The sequence below is a fragment of the Castellaniella sp. genome, from assembly GCF_049673105.1.
Lineage (GTDB): Bacteria > Pseudomonadota > Gammaproteobacteria > Burkholderiales > Burkholderiaceae_B > Castellaniella.
This window is the reverse complement of the sequence record NZ_JBATXG010000003.1, coordinates 76,434-89,716: the sequence shown is the minus strand read 5'-3', so window position 1 is coordinate 89,716 and position 13,283 is coordinate 76,434. Positions and strand designations below refer to the sequence as shown.

The window sequence follows — 13,283 nt, the reverse complement described above, 5'->3', positions numbered from 1 at the left end:
GCCTGATCGCCTTTCTGCTGGCGGCCATGACCGTGGTGACCTTCGCCCAGGTCATTGCCCGCTACGTCTTTAACTACAGCTTTGTCTGGGCCCTGGAACTGACCATGTTCCTCTTTGGCGCCCTGATCTTTCTGGGCATTTCCTACGGGGTGCGCGTGGGCGCGCACATCGGCGTGGACGCGCTGGTGCGTCTGCTGCCGGCGCGCCCTGCGCGCTACCTGGCGATGGCCAGCACCGTGCTGTGCATGGTCTACGCCGTCATCGTGCTCTACGGCAGCTGGATCTACGTCAGCAAAATCCACATGATCGGCATCATGGCCCAGGATCTGCCCATCCCGCAGTGGGTGCCGCGCGCAGTCATGCCCCTGGGCTTTGCGCTGCTCATCTACCGCTTTGGCGAAGTGCTCTGGCACCTGATGAAGGGCGACCACGCCTCGCTGTTGGGCGACGAAGTCGCCGACGCCATGAAATACCGCAGCGACGACGCCGGAGACGCATCATGACCACCACCGCCCTGTTCATCCTGCTGTTTCTGTTCATGTTCATGGGCATGCCCGTGGCCGTCGCCCTGGGCCTGTCCTCGCTCGTGACCATCATGGTGTTTGGCACGGACTCCCTGGCCTCGCTCTCGCTCAAGCTCTACGAGACCTCCGAGCACTTCACGCTCATGGCCATTCCCTTCTTCATCCTGGCCGGGGCCTTCATGACCACGGGCGGCGTGGCCAAGCGCATGATCCGCTTTGCCATCGCCGCGGTGGGCCATCTGCACGGCGGGCTGGCCATCGCCTCGGTGCTGGCCTGCGTGCTGTTTGCCGCCGTCTCGGGTTCCTCGCCCGCGACGGTGGTGGCGGTGGGCTCCATCGTCATCGCCGGCATGGTGCGCGCCGGTTACAGCGAAGGCTTTGCCGCGGGCGTCATCTGCAACGCCGGCACCCTGGGCATCCTGATTCCGCCGTCCATCGTGCTGGTGGTCTACGGCGCAGTCACGGAAACCTCCGTCGGGGCGCTGTTCATGGCCGGGGTCGTGCCGGGGCTGCTGCTGGGCCTGCTGCTGATGGTCGCCATCTATGTGATTGCGCGGGTGCGCAAGATGCCGCGCCAGCCGCGCGCCAGCCTGGGCGAGGTCAGCGCCGCCGCCCGCGATTCGATCTGGGGGCTGTTGCTGATCATCATCATCCTGGGCGGCATCTACGGCGGGGTCTTCACGCCCACCGAGGCGGCTGCCGTGGCGGCGGTCTACGCCTTCTGCATTGCCGTGTTCGTCTATCGCGACATCGGCATGAAGCAGGTGCCCGAGGTGCTGATCGACGCGGCCAAGGTGACCATCATGCTGATGTTCATCATCGCCAACGCGCTGCTGTTCGCCCATGTGCTGACCACCGAACGCATCCCGCAGGCCATCGCCGAGCAGATCATCGCCTGGGACATGAGCGCCTGGCAGTTCCTGATCGTGGTCAACGTCCTGCTGCTGGTGGCCGGCGCCTTCATGGAACCCACCGGCATCATCCTGATCCTGGCGCCGATCCTGTTTCCCATCGCCACGGAACTGGGGATCGATCCGGTGCACCTGGGCATCATCATGGTGATCAACCTGGAGATCGGCATGGTCACCCCGCCCGTGGGGCTGAACCTGTTCGTGACCGCAGGCATCACCAAAATGAGCATCGGCCAGGTGATCCGCGCGGCCATGCCCTGGCTGGGGCTGCTGTTGATCTATCTGGCCTTCATTACCTACGTGCCCATCGTCAGCCTCTGGCTGCCCGGACTGTTCGCTTAAACCGCTGACACATGGGTGTCATATCGGACACCCATAATCCCCCGCGCTGCCTGGGTCCTCCGACCCAGGCGTTCACGCCGGGGGATTCTTGCATGCGGCATGCGACATTGAAAAGCCGATTCATCCTGTTTCTGACCCTGCTGGCCGCGTGCGCCGCCCTGATGCTGGGCGCCGTGCTGCATCTGCTGCGCACGGCGGATTCTTTGCAGCAAACCGAAGCCGCGCGCTACCAGGCCACCCAGCTGGCCACACAATACCAAGCCCTGGTCGACGCCCTGACCCGCAACACCCTGGCGTTCGTCGCCAGCGAACAGCCGGAATTCGAACAAGACCATCAGCGCGATCTCGCCATCCTGACGGGACAGGCGCCCGATGCCCAGGGCATCCAGGCGGACACCCTGAACCGCTTTCGCACGGCGGGTTTCGATGCGACGGAGCTGCGCCTGATCGAAGAAGCCCATGCACAGCTGCTGGCGCTCACCCAGACCCAGCGACAAGCCATCGGCACCGCCAAGGGCGAACTGGACGATGGCAACGGCGGCATCAAGATCGCCCTACCCAACGCCATGCTGGCCAAGGCCCTGGTCTTCAGCCAGCAATACATGGACTCCGAAGCCGCCATCCGGACCTTGATCCAGACATTCGATGCCCAGCAGTCGCAGCGCATGGCGCGCCAGATCGCGGAGGCAAGCGCTGCCGGGCAGTCGGCGGGCTATACGGCCATCGCTGCCGTGCTGATGGTGCTGCTATTCAGCACGACGGCGCTGCTCAGCCTGTACCGATCCATCAAGCGCCCCCTGGATCAAGGGCTGGCGCTCGCGGGCCGCCTGTCTGCGGGCAATCTCACCATCGGCATTCCGCAAGCCGGACGCGATGAAATCGGTCGCCTAATGAGCGCGCTGGAAAGCATCCGCACGGGCCTGAACGACACGCTCTGCGAAGTGGCCGACCACTTCACTCGCGTGGATGCCAGTGTCGGGATATTGACCCGCAGCCAGAGCGCCGCCCTGCAAGACAGTCACGCGCAGCGCCAGATGGCCAGCCAGGTATCAGCCGCCATGCATTATCTGGACGACACCGTCCAGCTGAACCACGACCGGGCGCAGGAAGCCCGGCGCCTGAGCGAGTCCGGCGACCGACAGGCCAGAATGGGGTCTGAAAGCGTTGCACGACTGGCCCGGGCCATCTCGGGGATCACCGAAGACGGTTTGCACATCGAAACCGCCGCCAAGCAAATCGGCGAGATCGCCTTTCAAACCAACCTGCTGGCGCTCAATGCAGCTGTCGAGGCGGCGCATGCGGGCGCTCACGGTCGGGGATTCGCCATCGTCGCTGCGGAAGTCCGATCCCTGGCGCAGCGCTGTCACGCCGCCGCCGGCACCATCCATGCCGCCATCGCCCAGGCGGTCGATAACAGCCGCCAAGGCGCGCAACTGGCGGTTGCCGCGCAACAGGCCATGGACCAGGTCGTCCAGGCTACTTGCCGCAGCCGTCAGATCATGGACGAAGTCACCGCGGCCACGGACCAGCAGGCGCAGGCGATCCACGAAACCGCGCAGGCCGCCCGCCTGCTGGAAGCCATGGGCGCCCGCAGCACGACCCATGCCGAAGGCACGGCCCAAGCGGTCGCCGAACAGGATTCCGGCATGGGCAGGCTGCGCCGCACTTTGGCGCAATTCCAGCTGGACGCCAGCGCAGGCATGACCATCGAATACGCCGATTAGACGGTCCCCGGCGGGCGGCGTCCTGCGCGCAGGACGGACCGCACCATGCCGGCAAACGTCAGCATCCACGCCAACAGGGCCGCATACAGGAAAACATGCGGCAAGCCGCCCAGAAAGCCGAATTCCATGGCACGGTTCATCTGCCACGTGCTGGCCGCGTACATGCCCAGGGGAAACACCGCGCCCCAATACAGCGGGTCATACCGAAAAGGAAAGCGCTGGACACCGTAGCGCCAGACGCCCAGCAACAACAGCATCGGAATCCACCACGACCCCGTCGCCCAATAAAACACGGTGAAGCCTTTCAGAAACGGCAGCAGCGACACCAGAAAGGGGGCTTGCGGGGCATTCAGGATCAGCAGCGACCCCGCCAGGGTGGAAATCGCCATCGCACCCATATTGATCCAGTACGGCGGCGACAGGTCATCCGGCAAAAAACGGAAGAACACGTAGCGATAAAAGATCAGCGACATCATCCAGATGTACAGCATGCCGCCCCACAGCCACATGGACAGCGCCAGCAGATTGAGTTCCAGCCGGTAAGGCTGGCCGATGTGCACGGCCAGCAAAGCGCTGGACACCGCCACCGACTGGGTCGCCACCACGGACAGCAGCCAGCCGCCGCTGATGCCCTTGTCCAAGGTGGGCTTGTCGGCTTTGACCGTGAAGGCGGTAAAGATCGTGTAGATCAGGCCGATCCACAGAACGACCGCCAGCAGCCACAGGGAAAAGCCCACCGCGACGTTGCCGGCCTGGACCAGGAACTGGCTGGACAGGATGCCGGTGGCCGCCACCGCCGTGAAATAGCCCGGCCCCCGCAGGTGGCTGACCATATCGCCGAAGAACTGCCGGGGATGGTAGATCGCACGCAGGACATACAAGACACACAGCGCACCGTACTGCAACAGATTCAGCACGAACAGCGCTTGAGCAAGCAGCGGCAGCCCCATCATGTCCGCCCCGAGGGACACGATGCCGGTGGCCATCACCAGACCGAAATACGCCGGCGACAGATCCCGCAGCCGCCCGACCGGCCCCTCGAAGAGGCTCGCCCGGCGGTCCAACAGCGTAGAACCGGCCCGCGGCGCCGGCACCTGTCTAGCTGCGCCCTGCTCTTCTTCCATGCGACTCTCCTGGCTGCTTCAGGCCGGTCTCGATGCCGATGCCCCAGCGCGTTAAAATGGTAGATTATCTTCGCAGTATCAGAAAAAAGGAAACCCGCATGGAAGCCGAACGCCAGAACCAGATCAGCACCCACATCGAGGACTATCTGGAGCGCCAGGCCATTCTTCGGAGGTATCTTTGACTACGATGCCAAAGCCGAACGCTTGCACGTCGTCAATGCCGAACTCGAAAGCCCCGAGGTCTGGAACGACCCGACTCACGCCCAGGAACTAGGGCGTGAAAAAAAGTCTCTGGAAACCATCGTCCAGACGCTGACCGAGCTGGAACGCGGCCTGCTGGATGCCCGCGACCTGTTCGAACTGGCCAGCGACGACGATGACGACGCGACTCTGCAGGCCATCGAGGCCGACTGCCACGCACTGGGCGAACGCCTGGAAGCCCTGGAATTCCGCCGCATGTTCAACAATCCGGCCGACTCCATGAACTGCTTCGTCGACATTCAGGCAGGCGCGGGCGGCACCGAGGCTCAGGACTGGGCCTCCATGCTGCTGCGCCAGTACCTGCACTATGGCGAGCGCAAGGACTTCAAGGCAGAAATCCTGGAAGAATCCGAGGGTGAAGTCGCCGGCATCAAATCAGCCACGATCAAATTCGAAGGCGAATACGCCTACGGTCTGCTGCGCACGGAAACCGGCGTGCATCGTCTGGTGCGCAAAAGCCCTTTCGATTCGTCCAATGGCCGGCATACGTCCTTTGCCAGCGTCTTCGTCTACCCCGAAATCGACGATTCCTTTGAAATAGAGGTCAATCCGGCTGATCTGCGCATCGACACCTACCGCGCCAGCGGTGCGGGCGGCCAGCACATCAACAAGACCGATTCCGCAGTGCGCATCACGCACAACCCCACCGGCATCGTTGTACAGTGCCAGAATGACCGTTCCCAGCACCGCAACCGCGCCGAAGCCATGCAGATGCTGAAATCCCGCCTGTACGAACTGGAAATGCGCAACCGCATGGCCGAACAGCAGAAACTGGAAGACGCCAAGAGCGACGTGGGCTGGGGGCACCAGATCCGTTCTTACGTGCTGGACCAGAGCCGCATCAAAGACCTGCGCACCGGGGTGGAAATCTCCAATACGCAGAAAGTCCTGGACGGCGATCTGGACCCGTTCATCACCGCCAGCCTGAAACAAGGGGTCTAAGCCCCCGCCATGCTCAGACCGGGCCGGCGTCCGCCGTCCGGTCTCCTTCCACGATCGACTGATTTTCCGACATGACCGCGCAGACAGAATCCCACACTCCCGACGAAAACCGCCTGATCGCCGAACGGCGCGCCAAGCTGACCAGCCTGCGCGAGGCCGGCCCCGCCTACCCCAACGACTTCCAGCCCGACACGCATGCCGCGACCTTGCACGAGGACTACGGCGCGCTGGACGCCGATGCCCTGCTGGCCCAGAACCGCCGCGCGCGCGTGGCCGGACGCATGATGCTCAAGCGCGTCATGGGCAAGGCCAGCTTCGCCACGCTGCAGGACGCCACGGGCCGCCTGCAGCTGTACCTGGATCGGGGCGTGCTGGGCGACGAGACCTATGCGGCCTTCAAGTCCTGGGACATCGGCGACATCGTGGGCGCCGAGGGCCAGGTCTTCAAAACCAACAAAGGCGAACTGTCGCTGCGCGTGGAATCGCTGCGCCTGTTGTCGAAATCCTTGCGCCCGCTGCCCGACAAATTCCACGGCGTGGCCGACCAGGAACTGCGCTACCGCCAGCGCTACGTCGACCTGATCATGACGCAAGAAACGCGCCAGACTTTCCTGGCCCGAAGCCGCATCGTCAGCGCCATCCGCCAGCTCATGTCGGACGCCGATTTCCTGGAAGTCGAAACCCCGATGCTGCACCCGATTCCAGGGGGCGCCGCCGCCAAACCGTTCACCACGCACCACAACGCGCTGGATATGGACATGTACCTGCGCATCGCGCCGGAACTGTATCTGAAACGCCTGATCGTCGGCGGCTTTGAACGGGTCTTCGAGATCAACCGCAACTTCCGCAACGAAGGGGTCAGTCCGCGCCACAACCCGGAATTCACCATGATGGAATTCTATGCGGCGTACACCGACTACCGCTGGCTGATGGACTACACCGAATCGTTGATCCGCGACACGGCGCTGCGCGTCTGCGGCACGACCGATCTTACGTATCAGGGCCAGCCGCTGGACCTGGGCCGCACCTTTGACCGCCTGACCATCACCGAAGCCATCCTGAAATATGCGCCGACCTACACGGCTGCGCAGCTGCAGGACATCGATTTTCTGCGCCAGGATCTGCGCCGCCTGGGCGCCGACGTCAACGGCCCCGTGTTGTCCAACGCCGGCCTGGGCGCCCTGCAATTGGCGCTATTCGAAGAAACGGCGGAAGCCCTGCTGTGGCACCCGACCTTCATCATCGACTATCCGATCGAGGTCTCGCCCCTGGCCCGAGCATCCGACACCCAGGCGGGCATCACCGAACGATTCGAATTGTTCGCCTGCGGGCGTGAAATCGCCAACGGTTTTTCCGAATTGAACGATCCCGAAGACCAGGCTGCGCGCTTTCAAGCCCAGGTGGCCGCCAAGGACGCCGGCGACGAGGAAGCCATGTACTACGACGCCGACTATGTGCGCGCGCTGGAATACGGCATGCCGCCCACCGGCGGCTGCGGCATCGGCATCGATCGCCTGGTCATGATGCTGACCGACAGCCCCAACATCCGCGACGTGATCCTGTTCCCGCATCTGCGCCGCGAGGACTGATCGCCGCTGACACCTCGACGGCTTCCCTGCGAAGCCGCCGAAGCCCGGGACATCCCGGCGCTCCATGCAAAAGGCCGGGAATCACCCCGGCCTTTTGCATGTCCGCGACGCGGGCGCCCGTTACACGGTAAATGATTCCCCGCAGCCGCAAGCGGCTTTTTCATTGGGGTTGCGGAAACGGAATCCCTCGTTCAGGCCTTCCCGGACGTAGTCCAGTTCGGTGCCCTGCAGATAGGTCAGACTGTCGGGCGCCACGTACACGCGCGCGCCGAATTGTTCGAAGATCTGATCTTCGGCCATCGGGTCGTCTACGTATTCCAGCTGATAGGACATGCCCGAGCAGCCGGACGGCTTCACGCCCAAGCGCAGGCCCAGGCCCTTGCCGCGTTTTTCCAGATGGCGCCGGATATGATCGGCTGCCTGTTGTGTCAGTGTGACTGCCATGGTGACCTCGACAATAAAACCGGTATTCAAGAATGCTTATCAGTATAGTCCGCAACTGCTGCGCGGATCGCGTCTTCCGCCAACAAAGCGCAGTGCAGCTTGGCAGGCGGCAGATCCAGCGCCTGGACGAAATCCTGGCTGCGGATAGCCAGTGCCTGATCCAGGCTGCGGCCCTGCAGCCATTCGGTCGCCAAGGACCCCGCCGCAATCGCGGCGCCGCAGCCAAACGCCCGGAAGCAGGCGGACTCGATGGCCGCACCCTGCAAACGAATTTGCAGCTTCAGCACCTGGCCCAAGGCCGGCGAACCGACTAGCGCGGTGCCCACCTGGCTGTCCTGGGGGTCGAAAGACCCCACGTGACGCGGATGCAGGTAATGATCCAGGACCTGCGGCCCGTATGCAGTCCCCGCCATCACAAAGCGCCTTCCCAAGCCGCCAGCGTACCCTGCTGACGCATTTCCCATAAGGGCGAAAGTTCGCGTAAGCGCTGAATCTGCGTGCGCAGCAAGCCAATGGCCCGATCGACCTGTTCCTGCGTGGTGTAGCGGCCCAGCGTCAGGCGCAGTGAACTGTGCGCCAGCGGGTCGCTGCGCCCCAAGGCCCGCAACACGTAGGAAGGTTCGAGACTGGCGGATGTGCAGGCCGACCCGCTGGAAACGGCGAGTTCGGGAACGGCCATCAAGAGGGATTCGCCTTCGATATGGGCGATGCTGACATTCAGCGTGTTCGCCACGCGATGGTCGAGCGCCCCGTTCAGGTAGACGTCGGGCAGGTCTTTCAGACCGTCCCACAAACGATCCCGCAACGCCCGGATACGAGGGATTTCCTGATCCATCAGTTCGGCGGCCAAGGCATACGCCTGGCCCATGCCGACGATCTGGTGCGTGGGCAGCGTGCCGGAACGCATGCCGCGCTCGTGTCCGCCGCCGTGGATTTGGGCTTCCAGGCGCACACGGGGCTTGCGCCGCACGTACAGCGCCCCGATCCCTTTGGGGCCGTAGGTCTTGTGCGCCGACATGGACAGCAGATCGACATCCAGGGCAGCGACGTCGATGGCGACCTTGCCCGTGGCCTGGGCAGCGTCGGTATGGAACAGGACGCCCTGTTCCCGGCACACGGCAGCCAGCGCGGCAATGTCCTGAATGACGCCGATTTCATTATTCACCAGCATGACGGACGCCAGGATGGTATCGGGGCGCAGAGCCGCCCGCAGCGCCTGGGGGCTGAGCAGACCGCCCTCGTCCACGTCCAGGTACGTCACTTGAAAGCCGCGCTGTTCCAGGGCCTGACAGGCATCCAGCACGGCCTTGTGTTCGGTGCGCACGGTGATGATGTGCCGTCCGCGCGCTGCGTGGAATTCGGCCACGCCTTTGATTGCCAGATTATTGGATTCGGTGGCGCCCGAGGTCCAGATGATTTCTCGCGGATCGGCGTGGATCAGGCCGGCGACCCGGGCGCGCGCCTGTTCTACGGCTTCTTCCGCGTCCCAGCCCCAGGCATGGCTGCGCGAAGCCGGGTTGCCGAAGCGTTCGGTCAGCCAGGGGAGCATGGCCTGTGCGACACGTTCATCCACCGGCGTGGTGGCGGAATAATCCAGATAGATGGGGCGATCTGCTGATAGGCCTTGCGGCATTGATGAAGACTCCAGAACAATCAGGCGGAAACGGATTGCTGGGCATCGCTGGCCACGGGCGTGATGGGGATCGTCGGGCGGCCGTTGCGCAGCTGCCCCGATTCCTGCCATTCCCGTAGCCGCTGTTGATCGACCAGATCCTGCAGCGACACCGAATCCAGGTATTCCAGCATTTTACGACTCAAGGTCGCCCACAGGTCATGGGTCATGCACTTTCCCGAACGACCGTTACGCCCGATGTCACAGTTTTCCTTGCCGCCGCAGCTGGTGGCATCCAGCGGCTCGTCCACCGCGAAGATGATGTCGGCGACGGACAGGTCGCGGGCGTGACGCGCCAGCATATACCCCCCGCCCGGCCCGCGCACGCTGTCCACGAGTTCGTGACGACGCAGCTTGCCGAACAGCTGTTCCAGATAAGACAGGGAAATATTCTGGCGCCCGCTGATGGCGGCCAGCGTGACCGGCCCGCTGTGATGACGCAAAGCCAGATCGATCATTGCCGTTACGGCAAAACGCCCTTTGGTCGTCAAACGCATGATGAAACCCCTTTTGGTTCTGAATCAAATCACACGGGAAATTTATACCCGACTATTAAAGTCAAGTATAGCCCAGTACCCGACTAAAACACTCAGATTTAAGGGCATAGTATGCAAATAATTGACCAACATCAAGTTGAGGTTTTTAGTGGATGCGGGTGAGTAAAACGCGGCGACGCAGGCTAGCGGCGGGACGGCCTCACCGGCCCAGGTCCCGGCGTGAAACGCTGAGCAAGATCGTCCAATACGGCATAGAGCACCGGAACAAGCAACAGACTCAAGAACGTCGAGGTGATCAGACCGCCGATCACGACAATGGCCATCGGTGCACGAAAGCTCGGATCGGCGCCCAAGCCCAGCGCAATGGGCAGCATGCCAACGCCCATCGCCAGCGTCGTCATCACGATGGGGCGCGCACGCTTATGGCAGGCATCCAGCAATGCCTCATGCCGCGACATGCCGTGACCGCGGCGCGCCATGATTGCATATTCCACCAGCAGGATGGAATTCTTGGAGGAAATCCCCATCAACATGATCACCCCGATCATGACAGGCATGCTGAGGTTGGTGCCGGTGGCGAATAAGACCAGGATCACCCCAGGCACCGATAACAGCAGCGCGCCAAGAATCGTCACCGGCTGCACCCAGGCACGAAACAACAGCACCAGCACGATGTAGATGCAGGCCACGCCGGCGCCCATCGCCAGCAGGAAACTCCGGCCCAGTTCGTTGGACGTTTCCGCCTCGCCGATGTCGTTCCTGAACAAACCGGGAGGCAGATGCGACAGGCTGGGCAAGGCGGCGACGCGCTGCTGTACATCGCCCAGCGCCTGACCGTTGAGTTCGATCTCGAAGTTCACATTGCGCCGGCGGTCAAGGCGGCTGATCTGCGCCGGCCCGCTGGCAATCGTCATCTCGGCCACATGGCTCAGCGGCACGGGGCCGCGAGCGCCCGGCACCGTGAGCTGGCGCAGCAAGGCGAGGTCATGCATCGCATCATCGGGCAGTCGCACCACAATCGGCACCTGACGCTGGTCCAGATTCAGCTTTGGCAGAAACTGCTCATAGTCGCCCAGAGCAGCCACCCGCAACGTCTCTGCAATCGCATCCGTGCTCACGCCCAGATCGGCTGCTCGGGCCGTATCCGGACGCACAATCAATTCCGGCCGCTGCAAGCTCGCGCTGCTGATTACTTGGCCGATGCCTGCCAGACCGCGCAATTCCTGCTCTACCCTGGCCGCATGCTGCGCCAGCAGGTCGCTATCCTCGCCGGAGAGCACCAAGGTATAGACCTCATCCACGGCCACCTTGATGCGCGCGCCCGCCACATCCAGCAAACGGGAACGCAGTTCGCGCTCGATGAGCTGCTGGCTCTGGTCTGGGCGCTCTTCGCGCGACATCAGGTTCAGCGTCAGATTCGCCATGCGCGCTTCGGCTGCATTGTGCACCGGGCTATCTCCGGCGCTGCCGCCGCCGACAGCGGTATAGACCGTGGTCACCTGCGGATGCGCGGCCACGGCTGCGCCCACCTGATCAGCGACAGCGCGCGTCTGCTCGAAGGTGCTGCCCGGCGGCAGTTCGACGCTGATGCGGGTCTGGCTCACGTCAGCGGGCGGCATGAAATCGCTTTTGATCGCGCCCGTCAGCAGCGGCGTGCAACTGGCGATGCTGAAAGACGCCACGATCGTCAGCGTCGCGCCCTTGTGCGCGAATGCCCAGCGCGCAGCCTTCAGATAGGCCGGCATCCAGAATGGTTCGGCATGGGCTCGGGCCGGCTTCTTCAACCAATAGGCCGCCATCATGGGCGTGCACAGCCGGGCCACGACAAGCGAAAAGAAGACCGCGATGGACGCGGTCCATCCGAACTGCACGAAGAACTTGCCGGCCAGGCCATCCATGAAGGCAGTGGGCAGGAAGACGGCAATCAGCGCAAAGGTGGTGGCGATCACCGCCATCCCGATCTCATCGCTTGCTTCCCGCGCAGCCTCCAGCGGATCCTTGCCCTGCGCCAAGTGGCGCATGATGTTCTCGATCTCGACGATGGCATCATCCACCAGGATGCCCACCACCAACGATAGCGACAGCAAGGTGACGACGTTCAGCGTGAACCCCAGCCATTGCATGAACAGGAAAGTGGGGATGATGGACAGCGGCAGAGCCACGGCGCTGATGAACGTCGCGCGGATATCGCGCAAAAAGAGTCCCACGACAAGCACCGCCAGCAAAGCGCCTTCCAGAAGCAGCGACATGCTGCCTTCGAAGTTCTCCACAACTGGATCGACGGCGTTGAATGCTTCGGTCAGTTCAAGATCCGGCTGTTCGGCTTTCAATGCGGCGAGCGCCTGGCGCACGCCATCGGCCACGGCCAGGTCACCCGCGCCCGTGGTGCGCAGAACCTCGAAGCCGACGACCGGATTGCCGTTCAGAAAGGCGGCGCTACGGCGCTCAGCCACGGTATCGGTCACGGAGGCCACTTGGTCCAGACGCACGACACGACCATCCTGCAAGGGAATGGCAATCGCCGCCAGAGCCGCCGCCGAGGGTGCCGCAACGACCGCGCGTATCGTCTGCTCGCCGCTACCCAGCCTGATGCGACCGCCGGAGGCCTCGCCTTGCATCTGGCCAAGCCGGCGTGACACATCAGCCGCGCTCAGGCGCAATGCCAACAGTCGATCGGGGTCCAGTTCCACGCGGACTTCACGATTGACGCCACCGACACGGTTGACGGCTCCGACGCCGGGCACGGCCAGCAGACGCCGCGTGATCTGGTCATCGACGAACCACGACAAGGCTTCCTCATCCATGCGCGACGAGGCCACCGTATACGTCAGAATCGGGGCATTCTTGAACTCTACCTTGCTGATGACGGGGTCACGCAAGGCGGCAGGCAAGTCCGCCCGCACACGGGCCACGGCGGCCCGCGTATCGTCCAAGGCTTCCTGAGGGGGCTTCTCCAGGCGGAACTCAGCCGAGACCGTGGCTACGCCGTCCTGCACCGTCGTATGCAAGTGCCGCAGCCCCTTCATGGTGGCCATGGCATTCTCCAGCTTGCGCGCCACCTCGGTTTCCATTTGGGCGGGCGCCACGCCCGGCAAGCTGGCCACGACCGTCACCAGGGGCAGATCGACGTCGGGGAAATTCTGGATTTTGGCGCCGCCGAATGCGAATAGCCCCGCCACCGTCAGCAGGGCAAACAGCAAGATAGTCGGAACAGGATTGCGAATCGACCAATCTGAAAAATTCATGGCCGCCC

General features: G+C 63.3%; 11 protein-coding genes. 5 read left to right on the top strand and 6 right to left on the bottom strand.

The window, feature by feature from the left end; translation table 11 throughout:
* The 3 genes from WBF69_RS00905 to WBF69_RS00895 all read left to right on the top strand — a co-directional run.
* The coding region (locus tag WBF69_RS00905; protein WP_424260272.1) for a TRAP transporter small permease at positions 1 to 503 on the top strand (503 nt) is incomplete at its 5' end.
* Entirely contained in the window at positions 500 to 1,777 is a 1,278-nt protein-coding gene (locus WBF69_RS00900; protein WP_424260270.1) for a TRAP transporter large permease, read from the top strand. The genes WBF69_RS00905 and WBF69_RS00900, both read left to right, overlap by 4 nt.
* A gap of 92 nt (positions 1,778 to 1,869) precedes the next feature.
* Positions 1,870 to 3,501 (top strand): methyl-accepting chemotaxis protein, encoded by a 1,632-nt coding sequence (locus WBF69_RS00895; protein WP_424260268.1) that lies wholly within the window; start codon positions 1,870 to 1,872, stop codon positions 3,499 to 3,501.
* On the opposite strand, the gene WBF69_RS00890 is transcribed toward WBF69_RS00895, so the two are convergent.
* Positions 3,498 to 4,625, bottom strand: a complete 1,128-nt coding sequence (locus WBF69_RS00890; protein WP_424260266.1) for a tellurite resistance/C4-dicarboxylate transporter family protein — start codon at positions 4,623 to 4,625, stop codon at positions 3,498 to 3,500. The genes WBF69_RS00895 and WBF69_RS00890 overlap by 4 nt on opposite strands.
* Positions 4,626 to 4,723: 98 nt before the next feature.
* Between WBF69_RS00890 and prfB the strand changes: the two genes are divergently transcribed.
* Positions 4,724 to 5,828, top strand: a protein-coding gene (gene prfB / locus WBF69_RS00885; protein ID WP_424260264.1) for a peptide chain release factor 2 whose coding sequence is annotated in 2 segments (ribosomal slippage) — positions 4,724 to 4,804 and positions 4,806 to 5,828 — 1,104 coding nt in all. Because the reading frame shifts where the segments join, the coding sequence is not laid out codon by codon here.
* Positions 5,829 to 5,899: 71 nt separating this feature from the next.
* The gene (gene lysS / locus WBF69_RS00880) at positions 5,900 to 7,417 is read left to right on the top strand and encodes a lysine--tRNA ligase (protein WP_424260262.1); all 1,518 of its coding nucleotides are present in this window, start codon (positions 5,900 to 5,902) and stop codon (positions 7,415 to 7,417) included.
* A gap of 120 nt (positions 7,418 to 7,537) precedes the next feature.
* On the opposite strand, the gene iscA is transcribed toward lysS, so the two are convergent.
* The 5 genes from iscA to WBF69_RS00855 form a co-directional block, all read right to left on the bottom strand.
* Positions 7,538 to 7,861, bottom strand: a complete 324-nt coding sequence (iscA, locus tag WBF69_RS00875) for an iron-sulfur cluster assembly protein IscA (RefSeq protein ID WP_424260282.1) — start codon at positions 7,859 to 7,861, stop codon at positions 7,538 to 7,540.
* A 26-nt stretch (positions 7,862 to 7,887) separates the two neighbouring features.
* Complete coding sequence (locus WBF69_RS00870; RefSeq protein ID WP_424260260.1) at positions 7,888 to 8,274, bottom strand: iron-sulfur cluster assembly scaffold protein; 387 nt, start codon at positions 8,272 to 8,274, stop codon at positions 7,888 to 7,890.
* A complete protein-coding gene (locus WBF69_RS00865) occupies positions 8,274 to 9,494 on the bottom strand; it encodes an IscS subfamily cysteine desulfurase (RefSeq protein ID WP_424260258.1) in 1,221 nt (406 codons plus the stop codon). The genes WBF69_RS00870 and WBF69_RS00865 overlap by 1 nt, the downstream gene beginning before the upstream one ends.
* A gap of 20 nt (positions 9,495 to 9,514) precedes the next feature.
* A complete protein-coding gene (gene iscR / locus WBF69_RS00860; RefSeq protein ID WP_424260256.1) occupies positions 9,515 to 10,030 on the bottom strand; it encodes a Fe-S cluster assembly transcriptional regulator IscR in 516 nt (171 codons plus the stop codon).
* A gap of 182 nt (positions 10,031 to 10,212) precedes the next feature.
* Positions 10,213 to 13,275, bottom strand: a complete 3,063-nt coding sequence (locus WBF69_RS00855; protein WP_424260254.1) for an efflux RND transporter permease subunit — start codon at positions 13,273 to 13,275, stop codon at positions 10,213 to 10,215.
* Between the last annotated feature and the right edge of the window lie 8 nt (positions 13,276 to 13,283).

What these genes read in the sequence shown, in the direction of transcription:
- WBF69_RS00900 (WP_424260270.1), top strand. Translation starts at nt 500, where the DNA reads ATGACCACCACCGCCCTGTTCATCCTGCTGTTTCTGTTCATGTTCATG.
- WBF69_RS00895 (WP_424260268.1), top strand. Translation starts at nt 1,870, where the DNA reads ATGCGGCATGCGACATTGAAAAGCCGATTCATCCTGTTTCTGACCCTG.
- WBF69_RS00890 (WP_424260266.1), bottom strand. Translation starts at nt 4,625, where the DNA reads ATGGAAGAAGAGCAGGGCGCAGCTAGACAGGTGCCGGCGCCGCGGGCC.
- lysS (WP_424260262.1), top strand. Translation starts at nt 5,900, where the DNA reads ATGACCGCGCAGACAGAATCCCACACTCCCGACGAAAACCGCCTGATC.
- iscA (WP_424260282.1), bottom strand. Translation starts at nt 7,861, where the DNA reads ATGGCAGTCACACTGACACAACAGGCAGCCGATCATATCCGGCGCCAT.
- WBF69_RS00870 (WP_424260260.1), bottom strand. Translation starts at nt 8,274, where the DNA reads ATGGCGGGGACTGCATACGGGCCGCAGGTCCTGGATCATTACCTGCAT.
- WBF69_RS00865 (WP_424260258.1), bottom strand. Translation starts at nt 9,494, where the DNA reads ATGCCGCAAGGCCTATCAGCAGATCGCCCCATCTATCTGGATTATTCC.
- iscR (WP_424260256.1), bottom strand. Translation starts at nt 10,030, where the DNA reads ATGCGTTTGACGACCAAAGGGCGTTTTGCCGTAACGGCAATGATCGAT.
- WBF69_RS00855 (WP_424260254.1), bottom strand. Translation starts at nt 13,275, where the DNA reads ATGAATTTTTCAGATTGGTCGATTCGCAATCCTGTTCCGACTATCTTG.